Genomic DNA, 17,806 nt, shown 5'->3' with positions numbered 1-17,806 from the left:
GAATGAAGAATCTAAAGTTAGGAATCTTTGGTTTTGGGTGTGTAGGCCAAGGATTGCACCATGTGTTGCAGCAGTCAGATTCAGTAAATTCTGAAATCGTTAAAATTTGCATCAAAGATCTGAAAAAGTCCAGACCATTGGATGCTTCGTATTTCACGGACAACAAGGATGAGCTGCTGCAAAACGAGGAGATAGATGTCATAGTTGAACTTATCGATGATGCCGATGCTGCGCTTGAGATCGTCACGGCTGCAATGAATGCTGGCAAATCAGTGGTCTCTGCCAACAAAAAAATGATTGCCGAACATCTGGAAACATTACTGGAGCTACAATCAAAAAATAAGGTTTCCTTTTTGTACGAAGCTGCCTGCTGTGCCAGCATCCCGATCATCCGAAATTTGGAGGAGTATTATGACAATGATCTACTGACCTCAGTGGAAGGCATTTTTAATGGCTCCACAAATTTCATTCTTACCAAGCTACTAGCCGATGGTCTGCCGTTTGCTCAAGTACTAAAGGAAGCACAAGATTTGGGTTTTGCCGAAAGCGACCCACGACTAGATGTAGAGGGCATAGATGCAAAGTATAAATTATGCATCCTGCTCTTTCATGCTTTTGGCCTAATCACTAAGCCGGACGATATTTTTAATTATGGTATTTCTAAAATCAATGAATTTGATATTGATTATGCGCAGAAGCATGGATATACAATCAAGCTTATCGCCAAATGTAGAAGGGTCAATGACGCCATAGAGGCCTACTGTATTCCCACTTTTGTGCCTACCGGTTCGGTACTTTCACAAACTAGCAATGAGTACAACGCCGTGATTCTGGAAAGTGCTTTCTCGGAGAGCCAGCTACTCTATGGCAAGGGAGCCGGAGATAAGCCTACTGGATCTGCTGTCCTTTCTGACATTTCAGCGTTGAACTATGACTATAAATATGAATACAAAAAGCAACACAAAAACGATGGGAAATTCGGATTGTCCGAAGATTTTAATCTAAAACTATTTGTCAGGTATAATGGAGTGTCACCCATACTCGAAGACTTTGATAGTATAGAAGAAAAATATTCTAGCGATCGCGGAAACTTTCTGGTGGGACATATCAAACTCCATGAGTTGAAAAAATCTGAATGGCTCGAAGATGATACCATAAACGCGATCCTACTAAATGACTAATCCAAAGATTTCATAATTGAGAACCTGAACCCGATTTGCAGCCGGCGAATCGGGTTCTTTTCCGTAATGCCTCATTTCCAGCAAATTATTTCTTTATCAATTATGATATTAAACTCAGATTGATCAACTTTCGCTTCCAACTAATAGCTATGGAAAAGAAAAAGAGGGCGCGTCTGGAAGAGGCCTTGCAACTATTGGAAGCGGTACAGGATAGTACCACCGTGGCCAATTTGGTGGTGGGTGCTGATTATCGCATCGTATCGTATAACAGACGTTTTCGTGAGTTTTTATTGAAATACTGGTCGCATGAGGTGTCCAAGGGTGAAGTCTCTATCAACTTCGTACACCCAGACAATCTTGATGACTTCAAAAAGGAATTTGCCCAGGCGCTCAATGGTAAAATTGTCCGAGCCGAACACAACTTTAGCACAATTGATGGTCAATCGATGTGGATAGCGGTCGAGTATCATCCCTTCAATAATACATGTGAGAGCGACAACAAAGTGGCGTTGTCATTCAGAAATATTACCAGGGAAAGGCTATACGAGCAAAAAATCACAGCACAGAATAAGAGATTAAAAGAGGTAGCGTACTTATCCGCCCATCAGCTAAGGGGTCCTATTACTTCCATCCTTGGATTAGCCAATCTACTATCAGATGACCCAACGAATTGGAAGGACACAAAACTCTATATAGATAAAATCCGCGGTCTCTCTCAAAAATTGGATAGAGAGATTAGATACCTTGTAGGCAAAACAGAAGAAATTTAAATCCGTTACTTTAGACCCTGCTGTATTTGTCTAGGTTGTATTAGATTTATCGAATAAAGCAGATTCTATCAGAAAATCATTGATGCGAAAATTAATTTTTCTTGTTGTGCTAGCCTTCAGCATTTCGAAGGCGAATGGTAATCCCAACGATAGTATCCCTGTCTTACTTATAGATACAGAAATTCAAATCGAATGTACTGAAGGTATAAACAGCATGTACAATTTCGATTTTAAACGAGCGGATTCACAGTTTCGCTGGCTGCGCGGAAAATATGGTTGGCATCCACTTCCCTATTTCTTGTTGGGTCTAAGTCAGTGGTGGCGGATTGTGCCCAACATACAGGAGACCAAGTATGATTCCGCACTACTTGTGTATTTGGATAGCACTATCGTAATGGCAGAAAATATCTTTGAAAAAGGCAGTCAGGTTGAAGGTGGTTTTTTTCTGTCCGCCGCATATGCTTTTAAAGGTCGGCTTTACGCTGAAAGGCACGCTTGGAGAAAAGCAGCTTCTGCCGGAAAAAATGCAATGAAATATCTGGACTATTGCCGAAATCATGAGGAGTTTGGACCTGAAATATTGTTTGGGGATGCATTGTACAACTATTATTCTGTCTGGATTCCAGAAAATTATCCAATTCTAAAGCCTATCATGATGTTTTTTAGAGATGGAGACAAAGAACTAGGATTGACACAGCTAAAAGATGTCGCAAACAATGCCTTCTTTACTCGGACCGAGGCTCAATACTTTTTGATGCGAATCATGGCTAACGAGGAAAAGGATATGCGCTCAGCACTCTTCACCTCCGAATACCTCCATGAGACTTTTCCCGACAATGCTTATTTTCAAAGATTCTATGCACGTATGCTGTATAGCACGGGGCAGTATGACAGAGCAGAAGTGGTCTCACAATCCATCATAGCAAAAATCGACAGTAGCTATATGGGGTATGAGCAAAACAGTGGAAGGTATGCGGCATTTTTTCTAGGAGAGATCAATTCTCATCGCGATGAACCAGAGGTAGCTGAGCAATATTATAAATTGTGTGTGAAATATGGAGATGAAATAGGGGCTCAGGAAATGGGATATTATTTATACTCCGTACTTCATCTGGGTAGATACGATGCCGAAAGAGGTGACAAAGATTTGGCCAAGGAAAAATTCAAAAAGGTAAAAAAGCTATCCAGCAAAAAAGATAGAACCTATGCGCTGGCCAAAAAATACCTCCAAAGCCTATAACTCAATTGAACAAACCAAGAAAGCTGTCGGTATTAGACTCGGTCGAAAACTCGGCCATTACCTTTGTTCGCCCATTTCTTCCCAGGCTATTTCTCAATTCTATACTTTCGATCAGTTGTTCGAGGCGGTCTTTCCATTCTGCAGGAGTCCGGCAGTGATAGCCATGCTCGCCATCTACTACCACCTCAGAATTTACCCCTACCGGTGACACCAGCACTGGCTTTTCAAGAGCCATAAACTGCAAGGCCTTGAATCCACATTTGCCATTAGCCCATTCTTCATTTTCCATAGGCATAAGTCCAATGTCGATTAAATTCAAGTCCTCTATTTCATGCTCCTTGTTCCAATAGATAAATTCTAGATTATTATGTTCGATCTCAGGAGACTTATCTGCGATCACCAGCAGTTTGAAATTCAAGCTGACAGACAGCTGCAGAACCATATCCAATATTGGTTCGAGATATCTCAAGGATGAGTGAGTCCCTGTCCATCCCACATATAGCTGATCCTTTTCTTTATTACGAGGGACATGTCTATTCGCTGTGTCAATCGTAGTTGGGTTATATACAATCGCGGAGTTAAACAACTTGGCATGATCCATTAGAAACTGATTTCCTGCACTTACCTTATCACTCCAGGAAATAATTTTGTTGACTTTTCCTGAATACTTAAGCCAGCTTATTAATCGATTTTCAACACTCGTGTTCTCCAGCCATATAGCGTCGTCAAAATCATAGATTAATGACTTTTTCCAAACCTTAGCTATGATCCATTCTATTATAGGGAACCCAATTGGCGTGGCTTCTCTATGGACAAATACAAAGTCGTACTTTCTGAGCCAGAGCATGAGCCAAAAACGTTTTAGAAAGCCCAGGAAAATACCAGCTGCTTTTCTTACTAAAAAACCATCCCTGTACAAGATATCCCAGGTATTCTCATCCATAAATGACCGACTGTCGAAATCAATTCTGGCTTTGATGAGCGCAGGATAATACTGCTCAAAACGAAATCTTTGTGATCCAGCAGTGTCCTGAGGATATGGGGTAAGAAAAAGGATTTTTTTTGACATGCTCTTGATACAGGTATGCTATTCTTTCCAGGAGGACGGTAAATTTTTCGTAATTTCTATGTTTTCAAACTTTTTAATAGGCGGACGGGGTGTATTTTTTGCCCAGTGTATCATTTTCTTTAAGCCTACGCTCAGGGGTGTCGACTCATAGTCACCAAAAACTTTTCTGGTTTTACTGTGTGATGCATAGGCATGCTGCACCTCGTTTCGTGCCTCCAGAAAATTTACTTCGCCTTTTACAGACATGAGTTCTTCAATCTTTCGAGCCAGATCCAAAACTGAGGTGTGCTGATTTGCACCCAAATTATATGTGTCATTATAAAGATAGGGCTGTTTTATGCTATTGACAATGACTGGTATCAAATCTCCAATATAGCTAAAAGCTCTAGTTTGGCTTCCATCACCAAAGATGGTCAGAGGCAGATCATTCATCAGCTGGTGTATAAATATGCCAGCTACATTTCTATACTTGTCAGAAATATTCTGCCGCTCTCCATACACATTATGCGGCCTAAATATGATATAATCTAAATCAAACATTTCTTTTGAGAGCTTCAGTTCCTGCTCCACCGCCCATTTGGCCAGACCATAGGAATCTTTTGGGCTAGGAATCATATTTTCGGTTACAGGCGGTTTTTGATCACCGTAGACTGCTATGGAGGAGGTGAAAACGAAACATTTAACCTCATGCTTTACCGCCTCATTGATGAGGTTGACACTCCCGATTAGATTATTTTGATAATTGAATCTTTTGATAAAATGACTAAGTCCCTCAGCCGCATAAGCAGCCAAATGAAAGATATAGTCAATTTGATTTTCATCAAAAATTTGCTTCAGCAGTTTATGATCTGTGATGCTCCCATTCACAAAATGGGCTTGCTTATGCAAATTCCTTTTGCTGCCTCCGCTCAAGTCATCTAATACCAACACCTTATGTCCAGCTGCTATCAGTTGGTCTACCACGTGACTTCCTATAAATCCGGCACCTCCGGTGACAAGTGAAACAGGCATATGTACTAATTTTGGTCAAAAGTAATAAGATATGCTCCAGATGTTTCAGTCGAGCAAAAATCTTAATTCATCGAAATATTAGAATCCAGATAGTTCTAAATACTTTAACTTCGAATCATGGTGAATAATAAGTCCATTTTTATCACTGGGGGTACTGGTACACTTGGTCAATCCTTTATAAAAAAGGTGCTCAATAGCTACAGCGAGGTGGGAAAAATTACAATTTATTCCCGCGACGAAATGAAGCAATATGAGTTGGGCAGACTGTATCCGTCTAATCAGTATCCACAAATAAGGTGGGTTATAGGTGATGTCAGAGACCGGTCCAGGCTGGTTTCGAAAATGGCCGGAGCAGATATCGTGATTCATGCGGCAGCGATGAAGCACATTCCTATCTGCGAAGAGAATCCAGAAGAATGCATTAAAACCAATGTAGAAGGCACCAAAAATGTGATTTTTTCTGCACTTGAAAATGGGGTGAAAAAGACCGTACTCTGCTCTACAGATAAGGCTGTCGATCCGATTTCTATCTATGGAAACTCCAAGGAAGCTGCCGAAAAGTTGTTTCTCAATGCTTCTACCGCCAGCAGCAAGTTTGCCATCATTCGACTAGGCAATATCTGGGGCTCGCGGGGTTCTGTGGTGCCTCTCTTCAAGGAACTTAGTAAAACTGGGGTCATACCTATAACACATCCCGACATGACTCGGTTTTTTTGTAGTGAAAGTCAAACGACTGATAGCCTCATTTATGCTCTGGAACATATGCTCGGCGGAGAAATTTTTATCCCTAAAATGTCGTCCAGAAGAATCGTTGACATTGCAAAAGAAATAGGTCCAGACTGTGCACACCATGTGATAGGATTGCGTGGATTTGAAAAAATAAGTGAGAAACTTATAACTGATACTGAGAAGGAAAGGACCATAGAGAATTCCTCCTATTGGATCGTCCATCACAATAAAGAATCTGTCACCGACTATGATCAATTAATCTCTGCGATAGATCAGAATAGATTGGATAGCCAATTGGCTAACGATGCTCATCTAAAATACCAACTCAATTAGCATGGGCATTCAGGATTTTATCATAACTCCTATTTACTTTCTTCTCTTTCTGACCTTAGCGTATTTTGTTAGGCCACTGTTTACCAATTCCCAAACCCGTCCTTATTTCATTCCGGGTTTACTTATAAAATTTGTAGGCGCCATTGCCTTGGGGCTGATCTATCAATATTATTATGGTGGTGGGGACACATTTACTTTTCACACCCATGGGAGCTATTGGATTTGGCGTGCTTTCATGGACAATCCGGTTGTGGGTATTAAACTTTTGCTGTCCGATGGCGGGTTATATTCCGGTGACGTGTATGAGTATACCTCTCATATTTGGCAGAATCGAAATGAGCAATCATATGTTATTATCAGGATTGCTGCCTTCTTCGACCTGTTTACGGGTGCAACATACTCTGCCACGGCCTTGTTTTTTGCTGCATTTGCGTTCAGTGGTCATTGGGCATTATTCAAGATTTTTCAATCCCTACGGCCTGACAAAACGAGACAATTGGCAATTGCTACTCTTTTTATACCATCAGTTGTATTTTGGGGTTCAGGTATACTAAAAGACTCCATCACATTATCCGCATTATGCTGGATGACTTATTTACTCATCCAGGTTAGCGTGTTTAAGAAGAATACGATAAGAAATTCCATTCTGCTCATATTTTTTGCATGGATGATCTATTCTATTAAAATCTACATTTTACTGTGTTTTTTGATTGCGGCCTCTCTATTTCTATATAGGCTTTTTTCATCGATCATTAAGAATAAAATAACAAGATTCATCGTCGCTCCTTTTTTCATTATCTTTTTTTGTGGAGGGGGATTGTTGGTCATGCAACAAATAAGTAAAGATGATTCCAGATATGCCCTTGATAAAATAGGTGAGACAGCCAAAGTGACGGCATATGATATCCGATATGGCTGGGGGGCACGGGATGGAGAAAACTCGGGTTATACTCTAGGCGAGCTAGATGGAAGTCTTGGAAGTCTACTAGAGTTGGCACCAAAAGGAATAGTGGTTACGCTCTTTCGTCCCTGGCTATGGGAGGTAAAGAACCCACTTATGCTATTGGCGGCACTAGAAAGTTTCTTACTTCTTCTCTTTACATTATATATTGTTTTCAATTTAGGACTGAAAAAAATTCTAGCCACCGTCAGTACACCGGAGATATTGTTTTGCATTAGTTTTTCGATGATTTTTGCCATTGCAGTTGGAGTTAGTACTTATAATTTTGGGTCTTTAATGCGATATAAGATTCCAGTAATGCCATTTTATTTTATCGGACTGATCCTTAGTAATAAGAAAAGTAATGATTAACAATGTAATTTATACATCCATAAAAAGGTCCATCGCCATACTTCCCAAGGGATATGGTGTGAAATCTATGTATCTTTTTTTTGGCATTATAATCAACTCGTTCTTCGACATCATCGGGCTTGCAGCCATCCTTCCAATATTGGCGGCTACCCTGAAGCCAGGTTTCATCTTGGAGAATAAATATACGAGCGCCCTATACAATTACCTTCAGTTTTCAGAGGTGAACTACTTTATAGTTTTTCTTTGCCTAATCATCGTATTATTTATTCTGGGCAAAAATTTGTTCGGTATATGGATTCAGAAAAAACAGGCTGAATTTTGTTGGCAAGTGCATGAAGAGGTTTCGTCATCAGTCCTGAATAAAGCCTACCAAAGAGGTTTCTTGTTCTTTACTCAAAATAATTCTAACCGTCTCCTAAACAGAATTTCAGGTGTCCCTTCCCTTTTTGCTCAAAACCTTATTTTACAGATCATTCAGTTTCTAAATGAAGCTACCATTTTGCTCATTGTGATTTCATCACTGATGATTTACGATGTGCTCATATTAGTCATACTCGCTGTTGTGGTGTTACCCTTCTTTACCATTTTTTATCAAACCAATAAAAAAAGAGTAGCTGAATCTCACGAGCGCATTAATCAATTAGCCCCGTTGATTGCACAGCCAATATTTGAAATTGTTTTTGGCTTTGTAGATGTCGTCATTGGTGGTGTTTTTGAAAATTTTAAATCAAGATTTCTCAATCACATTGCTGAAGCTAAAAAACTAAGAATAAAGCTTCTGGTAATTCAAAGTATACCAAATAGGCTAATCGAAATTTGCGTAATTCTTTCGATAATTACCATGCTACTTTATGGTTTATTTATATTATCTGATATCCCTAAAATACTTACTCTCCTGAGCATTTTTGGATTGGCGGCTTACAGAACTATTCCATCAATCAATAGGTTGCTCCTAGCCACAATCAATATTAAAGGGCAGCAATTCACCCTTGATGTCATAGAGGAAATGCTTCAGGATAAATCTGAAAATATCGCTGACGCTGCCGATGTTCCATTCAAGAATGAAATAAGGATTGAAAACATTAGTTTCAAATTTCCTGATTCATCTCAGCAGGTACTCCAATCAGTCTCGCTTACGATCAACAAGGGTGATGCCGTAGGGATTATTGGTAAATCGGGGTCAGGAAAGACTACCCTTATGAATATCATTTTGGGTTTTTTGAAGCCCACTGAGGGCAATATTCTAATAGATGGAGTGCCTCTAAAAGAGAAAAATATTCCTTCATGGCAAAGAAATATTGGATACGTCAGACAGGACGTTTTCTTGGTAGATGGCAATGTTTTAGAGAATGTTGCATTTGGTATTTCCAAAGAGAAAATAGATGTAAAGGCTTTTGAAATAGCAATAGAAAGAGCCCGATTGACAGAATTTGTGCAACAGTTGCCTGAGAAAGAATACACCAAGATCGGGGAGCGAGGGGCTAAAATTTCTGGTGGTCAAAGGCAAAGAATCGGTATTGCCAGAGCACTGTATCATGGTGCGGAGGTACTATGTTTTGATGAGGCCACGTCTGCGCTGGATAGTGAGACAGAAGAAGAAATCACAGAAGCCATAAGATCCCTTCATTCGACTGATTTGACTATGATAATAATTGCCCATAGGAAAAGTACACTTAAATATTGCGATCGGATTTTGGATATAAACTCACTAAAACAAGCCGACACCGTAAAGGAGAAATGACATGAAAAAGAAAATCAAATCGATTATTAAAAAAATTCTCCATCCTGTCGCTATAAGGGTTGGGTTTATGGATGATGATGAATTGCATGAATTAAAGTCATCTAAAGATTACCTTCTAAAAACCTTTTATAAAGTTGTAAAGACAGCTAACTTCAATCCCAAACATATAGTCGATGTAGGTGCCAATCATGGCAGTTGGACCAGAGAGGCTTTAAATCATTTTCCCAATGCTCAATACAGCATGCTGGAACCACAGGGATGGCTAAAGTCGTCGAGCCAAGATCTATTGGACAAGAATGACAAGATTAGGTTCTATGAACTTGGGGCAGGAAGTTCGACCTCGACACTTCCCTTTACCATTTCAAGCCGCGACGACAGTAGTACATTCAACTGTTCTCAGGAAAAGGCCGCCGAATTTGGTTTCGAACAAATTCAAGTACCAGTGGTCACCTTAAACGAATTTATTTCTAAAGAAAAATTACCTGCCCCTGACATCATAAAAATTGATGCGGAGGGCTTCGATCTTGAGGTCCTAAAAGGTGCATCCGATTTTTATGGAGTGACAGAAGTCTTTCTTGTGGAGGCATCAATAAATTGTAAAGCTTATCACAATAGCTTATCGATTATAGTTTCAGCCATGGATGGCTATGGTTACAAATTGTTTGATATTACTGATTTGAATAGACCTTTTGAAAGCGGCCTCCTTTGGTTAGTTGAATTAGCATTTGTGAAGAAAGAAGGCTTGCTCGATACCCATTTCAGTTGATTGCAATTAACCATTCTCTGATCAATTAATAAATATGGTCTTAAAAATAAGGCAATTAAACAGGTCAATATCAAGTCTTTTCAAGAGTCTTTGGAATTCTATTTACGTGAAGTACCGGAATAATTCAAAAATCTTTGTGATTGGATTTAATAAAACCGGAACAACCTCTTTATACTTTGCCTTAAAAGAGCTAGGATATGTAGTCGGGAATCAGGTAGAGGCTGAAATGATGATAGATGAGATTGCCGAAGAAGACTACAGTTCACTAATCAAGTACTGCAAATCAGCGGAGGCGTTTCAAGACTTCCCATTTTCTACGCCAAATATTTATAAAACACTAGATATCAATTTTCCCGGAAGTAAATTTATCCTAACTATAAGAGACAGTGAAGACCAATGGTTTGATTCTGTGGTTAAATACCACACCAAATTGTGGAGTAAAGATGGACAACTCCAAAAGGCTGAGGAGGATCTAGCAAAAATTTCTTATCTATATGAAGGATATGTCTTAAAAGCTTTAAAATATGTATACGGAGAAGGAAATTATTATGACCGAGAGCTGTATACTGGTATCTATCGCAAACACAACCATGACGTGATGGAATATTTTAAAAACAGACCTAATGATTTCCTCGTGATCAACCTTTCAGACTCAACCAGTTATAATCGATTCTGCACTTTTATTAATCGTAAATCAAGTAGAGATCAATTTGACTGGAAAAACAAAACTTCTGATATTTCGACATGATTAACGTTACAAAAACGGAATTACCGGCATTAGAGGATTACAATAAAAAGCTTCAAGAGATTTGGGAATCTGGCTGGATCACTAATAACGGTAATCAGTTGGTTTCCTTAGAGGAAAAGCTAAAAGACTACCTTGGAGTCAAGCACATATTCCTCGTCAGCAATGGCACTATTGCGCTTCAACTGGCCATAAGAGTTTTGGATCTAAAGAACAAAGAAGTCATTACCACTCCTTTTTCTTACGTGGCTACGCTGAATGCCTTACTTTGGGAAGGCGCCATACCCGTCTTGGCAGATATTGATCCTATCACAGGCAATCTCGACCCCAAACGAGTAAAAGAAAAAATTTCAACCAAAACAAAAGCCATTCTCCCCGTCCATGTATATGGCCAACCTGCAGATATATCTGGATTTTCTGAGTTATCAGCAGAATATGATCTACCCGTAGTATATGACGCGGCTCAGGCATTTGGGTCGACTTATCAGAGTAAGCCTCTGGCTCAATTTGGTACTTTGAGTTGCTACAGTTTCCATGCGACCAAAATATTTCACACCATAGAAGGTGGCGCCATAGCCACCAATGATTCTTCCTTGGCAAGCAAGCTAAATCACCTCAGACATTTTGGACACAAGGGTGACGACTACTATGGTATCGGTATCAATGCTAAAATGTCGGAGATGCATGCAGCCATGGGACACTTGATTCTTCCAATGGTAGATTCTTCAATCGAAAAAAAGAAGAAGATTTGGATGCTTTATGATCAGGCACTCGAACGCACTCATTTGAATTCCAGCCTATCAGAAAATTTTGATTTATGCCAAATTAACTATTCGTATTTTCCATATTTATTTTCTTCTGAAAAAGAGTTAAAACATAAAATGGATCTTCTAGAAAAGCAAAATATAATAGCCAGAAGATATTTTTTTCCATCTTTCACGGCATTACCGCATTTTAAATCGGTACCTATGGCCATTGCCGATGACCTTGCTAAAAGAGTTGTATGCCTACCACTCGGAGATGACATGACCCCTGAGCTGGTAGACCAAATCTGTAAAATTCTAAAGCAATGAAGACTATTGCCATCATGCAACCCTACTTATTTCCATATCTGGGGTATTTTCAGCTGATCCAAGCAGTAGACGATTTCATTTTTTTTGATGATGTCAATTATATAAAGAAGGGTTGGATCAACAGAAATAATATACTCGCCAACGGACAACCTTCCCTCTTTACGGTTCCTATTATCAAAGCAAGCCAGAATAAAAAAATATGCGATAGTTATCCGTTAATCACTGATTCTTGGACTGAGAAATTCGTAAATAGTCTGACTCAAGCTTATAGTAAAGCTCCATTTTTCAATGAGTCATGCTCGCTGGTTCAGAAAGTATTTAAATCCATCGACCCTAAAAATTCCATTGCCGATTTGGCCATTCAGAGTATTAAGAGTGTCCTCGAATACATTGACCTTGAGAAATCCATAATGCTCTCCTCTGAAATTTCTTATAATAGAGAAGGTAGTGGCCCTGAAAAAATAATCAGCATAACAAAAAATCTAGGTGCACAGCATTATGTAAATCCAATTAACGGAAGGGAATTGTACTCGTCAGAATATTTTGACGATCACGGGATAAAACTCTCCTTTATTCAAATGGAAGAGCATTTGAAATACAATCAGCTTAATAATTCTTTTATTCCAAATTTATCAATATTAGATGTCTTGATGTACAACTCGCCAGAAGGCATAAGACAACTACTTACAAAATATACACTACTAGATGGCTAGCACAAAACATCCATCCTGATGGATACACTGAGGTTAATTCATGATTAAAATCAATTTATAGGAGCTCCGTTAGTCTTATTTTTTGGTATATCTTTGAATAGTAATTCCTACTACAAAGAATCACATAATACTACCCACAATGGAAACTTCAAAAATATCGAAACAGGGCAATTGGCTATTTGATGAAGACAGTTTTGTAAATGAGTTTAATGAAACCGGTTCTGTAATTATTGAGAATGTCTTGGAAGGCTCATTTATTGAGCGGATCAAAGAAGAACTGAAATTGGCGCTGGAAAAGGAAGTGCAATATCATGGCACAACAGATTATAGTTTCTATGGCTATGTGCTGGTCAATGCAAAATATGGCGGAGCCTTTTTGGAATTGTTCGACAATGAAAAAATAGTGAAGCCTATCAATGCTATTTTAGGAAAAGGATCTATCGCATACTCATACACCTCCTCGTCCATGCCTCCGGAAAAAGGCAATGACTCAAGCCATATTCATGTAGATAGCCCTATTTACATTCCAAACTATATTCTAAGAATGGGAGTAATTATTCCGTTGACTGATTTTACGGTAGACAATGGCGCCACCTACTACCTCCCCTATTCTCATCTCAAGGAAGAACAACCAGAAGAGGCTGAATTTTATAAAAATGCGAAAAGACTTACCATCAAGGCAGGCTCGGCGTGGTTTTTCAACACTAGACTTTGGCATGCCGGAGGTACTAATTCAACCAACGACTGGAGACACGCGATTACACTCAATATGTGCCGGCCATGGATGAAACAAAGAGTGGACATACCTGGCATTATGGAAGGCATGGACCTCACGAACGTTTCTGAAAGCACCCTTCAAAAGCTTGGCTTCTACAGTCAAATTCCAAAATCATACGATGAGTATTGGGCGCCACCAGAAAAGCGTAAATTCCGACAAGTTAGTGTTTAAGTTTCCTGGTAAGACAATCAAGAGTGAACTATAAGGTCATCAATCTAGACGCACCAGAGATATGGACGCAGTCTCTGAAAGGATGCCCGCATACATTTTATCACACGTGGGTATACTGCCAGGCTATTTCGAAGTCGATGAACGCTCCGATTTATCTATTCGTTGGCCAGGTCGACTCGCAGAAAATGGTATGCACGTACAGCATAAGGGAAAAAGCTGACGGACACCCAGAGCTATATACTCCATACGGTTTTGGCGGCTTCTATTTTAATGGCCAATCAAAACAAGATGAGCTACGAAAATTATGGCTGAAGTTTGCACAAGAAAATCAATTTATCACCGCCTACGTCATGTCACATCCTCTGACTGATCTGGATGACAAATGGCAAAATGTGGCCTATGATCACAGTCCGGTGTACACGTTAGACCTTACGCTAAGCAAAGAAGCGTTGTGGAAAAATATAAGAAAGGGGCACAAGTCTGAATTGAATAAACATTTGAAAGACCTTGCGATTGAATTAGTTACCGATAAATCGATTCTTACAGAGGCATTTATTGAAATTTATAAATCAACAATGGAGCGCGTTGGAGCCTCTGAAGTCTATCATTTTTCGACCGAAACATTAAAGTCACTAATTGAATCCGATCAAGCGATTGTACTTGGTGTCAAAACCGAAAACAAAATAAAAACTGTGACTTTGTTTTTATATACCGATGAGGTAGCAGAATATTTTCTGAGCGCGTCGATCGAGGATGGTGCGGCTTACACTAAGCTTCTCATGTGGAAAGCAGTCGAACATCTTCTGGAAAAAAACATTCCGACACTACACCTTGGTGGTGGTGTACGTCCCAATGACTCTTTAGAAGCATTCAAGAGAAGATTCGGCGGAGAAAAACATGAAATCGTTGTAATCAAGGAAATATTTGACCAGCCTCGCTTTGACTCCCTGTGTGAACGGTTTTTAGAAAAAAATCAAAAACATAGTGATTTCTTTCCCCCTTATTGGAAGAATTGATATTTTGTTCGTTAGTATGACTAAGAAAAAATACTCTGAGATTTATAAGCATTACGAGGATACCTTGCAAAAGCATGGTTCCAATTTTCAAGGCATGGATTGGCCTGATGAGGCTGATTTGCACGCCAGATTTGAAGTCATGCTGGGTCTTCTCAAATATGGACAAAAACCAGACAAAACCGCTTCAGTCCTTGATCTAGGTTGCGGAATAGGGTTGCTCCTAGCGTATTGCAAAAAATTTCATCCTGCATTGGACTTAGACTATTACGGGATTGATATTTCTGAAAAAATGATTGACGGAGCCAAGTCTATACACAAGGATGAATCTTTTGAAGCTCGGGATATTTTGGAGAACCCTTTACCAGATGATTCCTACGATTATATAGTAATGAACGGGCTGCTTACCGAAAAACTTACCCTGCCGCAAGATGCCATGGTTGAATTCGCACAGCAGATAATTCATGCAGCATACAAATCATCAAAAACTGGAATAGCATTTAATGTAATGAGTTCACATGTAGATTGGAAGAGAGATGATTTATTCCACTGGCCTCTGGATGAACTGATGAGTTTTCTTACAAAGGAAATTAGTAGAAATGTAATCTTTAGAATGGACTACGGACTGTATGAATTCACGACCTACGTATTCAAAAACAAAAACACATGAATCCAAAAGTCTCAAAATTGGCTAAGGCGGATATCGAAATTTTCTGCTCCGATCTAAGTAAACTTTCTCAGGAGACCAACTATTTCCCGAAGGAGGCTTTGGCGTATTATGATTCTGTGTACTCACAGAAGCAAATTGAACTTAACTTAGACAGACTCCTGATACTTATTGTAAAAGAGAAAAATGATATTCAGGGCTTACTTCTGGGATCATCACCAGAAGGTGGTGTAGGGACCATCATATGGCTACTGGTCAAACCAACAGTGCAAAAGTCAGGTCTGGGTGCGCTGCTATTTGAATCCGCAATGGACGAATACCGACAAAGGGGCTGCCATAAGGTAAAACTAACAGTCCCTAAAAAAGAAGTAGTTTCATTCTATGAAAAACAAGGAATGAAACTGGAAGGATTTCACCCCAATCACTGGTGGAATATGGACATATGGTCGATGGGAATAAACCTAAAAAATTAAACAATGAACTGGGAAAAAATAGGGCAGGTATACAATGTAAATGGGAAACTTCCATGGGCAAGCTCCCATGCAATGATTCCAACTCCAATAGCTTTAGAAGATCGAATTAGAGTATTTTTTGGTACCCGAGGTACAAACGGAAAAGCATCCATTTCATTTGTGGATCTGGACATAAATGACCCGAGCCAAATTATAGCCGAACATGACCGTCCGGTACTCTCACACGGGCAGGTCGGCTGCTTTGATGATTGTGGCGTATTACCGGGCTGTCTGGTGAAAACCGAGGATAGATTATTAATGTATTACGTTGGATTCAATGTAAGAAATACTGTACCATATAGCAATGCCATTGGGGTCGCAGAAAGTTTTGATGACGGGATAACATTTCAGCGAGTATATGAGGGTGCTGTAGTCGATCGGACAAAAGACGAACCATATTTTTCTGTCTCACCATGTGTGATCTCAGATGGCAAAAGCTGGAAGATGTATTATGCCTCGTGCACAGAATGGATCTCTGTCAACGACAAATACGAAGCGCTCTATCATATTAAAATGGCTAGTTCATCGGATGGGTTCAATTGGGACCGACCCAATATTAGTTGTATCCTTCCATTAAAAGACGATGAGTCGAATGCCAGACCTACCGTATTCATCAAGGATGGCATCTTTCACATGTATTATAGCTATAGAGGCAGTTCAGATTTCAGAGATGGTGTCGATTCCTATAGACTGGGATACGCGATCAGTCAGGATGGAGAACATTGGGAAAGAAAAGATTCTGAATGTGGCATTGGCTTTTCTGAGGATGGCTGGGATAGCAAAATGCTAGCTTATCCATCTGTTCTGGAAGTAGGTCAGTCCACCTATTTGTTTTACAACGGAAATGGTTTTGGCCAGACTGGTTTTGGCATAGCCAAAATGGTATGAATAAGGAATATCTTGAGTCATATCACAATGATGATGAATACAAAATCAAAGCCACGTTAGACGATAGTCAAAACCCGCTACTCTCTGTACTGACCGTCACTTATAATCAAGTGGATTATATAGAAAAGTGCATTGAAGGTTCTATTTCTCAAGATACCAGGTTCACCTATGAAATTCTTGTCGGTGAGGACGGGTCCACAGATGGGACAAGAGAAAAATGCATTGAACTGGCCGACCGTTATCCTGACAAAATAAGGCTATTCCTTAGGGACAGGCAGAAAACCGCAACATTCGATGAAAGTGGTGCTTTCCATTCTACGCTCAACCTATTACTACTGCTAAAATCTGCCCGAGGCAAATATTTGGCTCTGTGCGAAGGAGACGACTACTGGATTGATACTCAAAAACTGCAAAAGCAGGTGGAATTTCTTGAGAGCAATCTGGATTATGTCCTCTGCTTTCACAATACACGATTACTCGAAAATGGAAAGTTCAAAGAAGATTGGAACAAAGGTTTTAGTAGCCCTACCTCAACTATTTTCGACCTTCTAAAGAGCAATTATATACATACGCCCAGTTGTGTTTTTCGAAATCCAGGAGACGGCTTTATTCCCGATTGGTACAATGACGTGGCACTAGGAGATTATGCCTTGTTTTTATTGCTCGCCCAGTCTGGAAAAATCTACCACTTTGATGAAGAAATGGCCGTCTATAGAGTCCATCATAGCGGTATTTGGTCCACCAAGAATATGCAGGACAGAGATGTGCTCAGGTGTGAGCAAATGTTGATTATGGCCAATCATTTTCAGAATGATGAGGTTAGGCAAATTCTAATGGAAAAAGGATTGAATTTTTTTCGCTCGGCTTTCAACCAGATTTCTGTCCACCCTAAAGAAATTAACGCTTTCTTCGACAAAATCTTAAGCCATCTCACCGACGATGTCCTTCGACTACAACTCATCGGTGAAATGCGTAATCTACTCATAGAGCATGCTAATAACCCTTCTGTACCCTATCTCAGTAATACAGCAACTACTCAGAAATTGATTAAGGCTATCATAACGAAGGTGGTGAAAATATTCAAGCGAAAATAA

18 protein-coding genes are annotated in these 17,806 nt (G+C 39.7%); 16 read left to right on the top strand and 2 right to left on the bottom strand.

Features of this window, described 5'->3' with window-relative positions:
* Positions 1-2 precede the first annotated feature (2 nt).
* The 3 genes from ABJF11_RS17540 (at position 3) to ABJF11_RS17530 (ending at position 3,191) form a co-directional block, all read left to right on the top strand.
* Complete coding sequence (locus tag ABJF11_RS17540; RefSeq protein ID WP_348121416.1) at positions 3-1,181, top strand: homoserine dehydrogenase; 1,179 nt, start codon at positions 3-5, stop codon at positions 1,179-1,181.
* A 149-nt stretch (positions 1,182-1,330) separates the two neighbouring features.
* Positions 1,331-1,951, top strand: coding sequence for a PAS domain S-box protein (locus tag ABJF11_RS17535; protein WP_348121415.1), 621 nt, complete (start codon positions 1,331-1,333; stop codon positions 1,949-1,951).
* Between the two features lie 82 nt (positions 1,952-2,033).
* Positions 2,034-3,191, top strand: coding sequence for a tol-pal system protein YbgF (locus ABJF11_RS17530; protein WP_348121413.1), 1,158 nt, complete (start codon positions 2,034-2,036; stop codon positions 3,189-3,191).
* A 1-nt stretch (position 3,192) separates the two neighbouring features.
* On the opposite strand, the gene ABJF11_RS17525 is transcribed toward ABJF11_RS17530, so the two are convergent.
* Together ABJF11_RS17525 and ABJF11_RS17520 are read right to left on the bottom strand one after the other, a co-directional pair.
* A complete protein-coding gene (locus ABJF11_RS17525; RefSeq protein WP_348121412.1) occupies positions 3,193-4,260 on the bottom strand; it encodes a glycosyltransferase family 4 protein in 1,068 nt (355 codons plus the stop codon).
* Between the two features lie 18 nt (positions 4,261-4,278).
* Positions 4,279-5,271, bottom strand: coding sequence for an NAD-dependent epimerase/dehydratase family protein (locus ABJF11_RS17520; RefSeq protein WP_348121411.1), 993 nt, complete (start codon positions 5,269-5,271; stop codon positions 4,279-4,281).
* 117 nt (positions 5,272-5,388) lie between these two features.
* On the opposite strand from ABJF11_RS17520, the gene ABJF11_RS17515 reads away from it, so the two are divergent.
* From ABJF11_RS17515 to ABJF11_RS17455, 13 genes are all read left to right on the top strand, one after another.
* Complete coding sequence (locus ABJF11_RS17515) at positions 5,389-6,333, top strand: polysaccharide biosynthesis protein (RefSeq protein ID WP_348121409.1); 945 nt, start codon at positions 5,389-5,391, stop codon at positions 6,331-6,333.
* A 1-nt stretch (position 6,334) separates the two neighbouring features.
* Positions 6,335-7,645: a hypothetical protein gene (locus tag ABJF11_RS17510; RefSeq protein WP_348121407.1), complete on the top strand. Its 1,311-nt coding sequence runs from the start codon at positions 6,335-6,337 to the stop codon at positions 7,643-7,645.
* Positions 7,638-9,386 carry an ABC transporter ATP-binding protein gene (locus ABJF11_RS17505; RefSeq protein ID WP_348121406.1) on the top strand — a complete coding sequence of 583 codons (1,749 nt, stop codon included), beginning with the start codon at positions 7,638-7,640 and terminating at the stop codon, positions 9,384-9,386. The genes ABJF11_RS17510 and ABJF11_RS17505 overlap by 8 nt, the downstream gene beginning before the upstream one ends.
* Before the next feature lies 1 nt (position 9,387).
* Positions 9,388-10,152 (top strand): FkbM family methyltransferase, encoded by a 765-nt coding sequence (locus tag ABJF11_RS17500; RefSeq protein ID WP_348121405.1) that lies wholly within the window; start codon positions 9,388-9,390, stop codon positions 10,150-10,152.
* Between the two features lie 136 nt (positions 10,153-10,288).
* Positions 10,289-10,900 (top strand): sulfotransferase, encoded by a 612-nt coding sequence (locus tag ABJF11_RS17495; RefSeq protein WP_348121404.1) that lies wholly within the window; start codon positions 10,289-10,291, stop codon positions 10,898-10,900.
* Positions 10,897-11,970 (top strand): DegT/DnrJ/EryC1/StrS family aminotransferase, encoded by a 1,074-nt coding sequence (locus ABJF11_RS17490; protein ID WP_348121403.1) that lies wholly within the window; start codon positions 10,897-10,899, stop codon positions 11,968-11,970. The genes ABJF11_RS17495 and ABJF11_RS17490 overlap by 4 nt, the downstream gene beginning before the upstream one ends.
* Complete coding sequence (locus tag ABJF11_RS17485; protein ID WP_348121402.1) at positions 11,967-12,683, top strand: WbqC family protein; 717 nt, start codon at positions 11,967-11,969, stop codon at positions 12,681-12,683. The genes ABJF11_RS17490 and ABJF11_RS17485 overlap by 4 nt, the downstream gene beginning before the upstream one ends.
* A 139-nt stretch (positions 12,684-12,822) precedes the next feature.
* Complete coding sequence (locus tag ABJF11_RS17480; protein ID WP_348121401.1) at positions 12,823-13,632, top strand: phytanoyl-CoA dioxygenase family protein; 810 nt, start codon at positions 12,823-12,825, stop codon at positions 13,630-13,632.
* Positions 13,633-13,655: 23 nt separating this feature from the next.
* The gene (locus ABJF11_RS17475) at positions 13,656-14,648 is read left to right on the top strand and encodes a hypothetical protein (protein ID WP_348121400.1); all 993 of its coding nucleotides are present in this window, start codon (positions 13,656-13,658) and stop codon (positions 14,646-14,648) included.
* Between the two features lie 16 nt (positions 14,649-14,664).
* Complete coding sequence (locus ABJF11_RS17470; protein ID WP_348121399.1) at positions 14,665-15,315, top strand: class I SAM-dependent methyltransferase; 651 nt, start codon at positions 14,665-14,667, stop codon at positions 15,313-15,315.
* A complete protein-coding gene (locus ABJF11_RS17465) occupies positions 15,312-15,785 on the top strand; it encodes a GNAT family N-acetyltransferase (protein ID WP_348121398.1) in 474 nt (157 codons plus the stop codon). The genes ABJF11_RS17470 and ABJF11_RS17465 overlap by 4 nt, the downstream gene beginning before the upstream one ends.
* A gap of 3 nt (positions 15,786-15,788) precedes the next feature.
* Positions 15,789-16,712, top strand: coding sequence for a hypothetical protein (locus ABJF11_RS17460; protein WP_348121397.1), 924 nt, complete (start codon positions 15,789-15,791; stop codon positions 16,710-16,712).
* Positions 16,709-17,806, top strand: a complete 1,098-nt coding sequence (locus ABJF11_RS17455) for a glycosyltransferase (protein WP_348121396.1) — start codon at positions 16,709-16,711, stop codon at positions 17,804-17,806. The genes ABJF11_RS17460 and ABJF11_RS17455 overlap by 4 nt, the downstream gene beginning before the upstream one ends.

The sequence above is a fragment of the Reichenbachiella sp. genome (genome assembly GCF_039941815.1).
Taxonomy (GTDB): domain Bacteria; phylum Bacteroidota; class Bacteroidia; order Cytophagales; family Cyclobacteriaceae; genus Reichenbachiella.
This window is presented reverse-complemented; position numbering and strand designations above follow the sequence as displayed.

Bases quoted from the DNA above. Each gene is read 5' to 3' on its own strand.
- ABJF11_RS17490 (WP_348121403.1), top strand. From the start codon at position 10,897: ATGATTAACGTTACAAAAACGGAATTACCGGCATTAGAGGATTACAAT.
- ABJF11_RS17515 (WP_348121409.1), top strand. From the start codon at position 5,389: ATGGTGAATAATAAGTCCATTTTTATCACTGGGGGTACTGGTACACTT.
- ABJF11_RS17535 (WP_348121415.1), top strand. From the start codon at position 1,331: ATGGAAAAGAAAAAGAGGGCGCGTCTGGAAGAGGCCTTGCAACTATTG.
- ABJF11_RS17540 (WP_348121416.1), top strand. From the start codon at position 3: ATGAAGAATCTAAAGTTAGGAATCTTTGGTTTTGGGTGTGTAGGCCAA.
- ABJF11_RS17530 (WP_348121413.1), top strand. From the start codon at position 2,034: ATGCGAAAATTAATTTTTCTTGTTGTGCTAGCCTTCAGCATTTCGAAG.
- ABJF11_RS17500 (WP_348121405.1), top strand. From the start codon at position 9,388: ATGAAAAAGAAAATCAAATCGATTATTAAAAAAATTCTCCATCCTGTC.
- ABJF11_RS17480 (WP_348121401.1), top strand. From the start codon at position 12,823: ATGGAAACTTCAAAAATATCGAAACAGGGCAATTGGCTATTTGATGAA.
- ABJF11_RS17470 (WP_348121399.1), top strand. From the start codon at position 14,665: ATGACTAAGAAAAAATACTCTGAGATTTATAAGCATTACGAGGATACC.
- ABJF11_RS17520 (WP_348121411.1), bottom strand. From the start codon at position 5,271: ATGCCTGTTTCACTTGTCACCGGAGGTGCCGGATTTATAGGAAGTCAC.
- ABJF11_RS17455 (WP_348121396.1), top strand. From the start codon at position 16,709: ATGAATAAGGAATATCTTGAGTCATATCACAATGATGATGAATACAAA.
- ABJF11_RS17460 (WP_348121397.1), top strand. From the start codon at position 15,789: ATGAACTGGGAAAAAATAGGGCAGGTATACAATGTAAATGGGAAACTT.
- ABJF11_RS17465 (WP_348121398.1), top strand. From the start codon at position 15,312: ATGAATCCAAAAGTCTCAAAATTGGCTAAGGCGGATATCGAAATTTTC.
- ABJF11_RS17510 (WP_348121407.1), top strand. From the start codon at position 6,335: ATGGGCATTCAGGATTTTATCATAACTCCTATTTACTTTCTTCTCTTT.
- ABJF11_RS17485 (WP_348121402.1), top strand. From the start codon at position 11,967: ATGAAGACTATTGCCATCATGCAACCCTACTTATTTCCATATCTGGGG.
- ABJF11_RS17525 (WP_348121412.1), bottom strand. From the start codon at position 4,260: ATGTCAAAAAAAATCCTTTTTCTTACCCCATATCCTCAGGACACTGCT.
- ABJF11_RS17505 (WP_348121406.1), top strand. From the start codon at position 7,638: ATGATTAACAATGTAATTTATACATCCATAAAAAGGTCCATCGCCATA.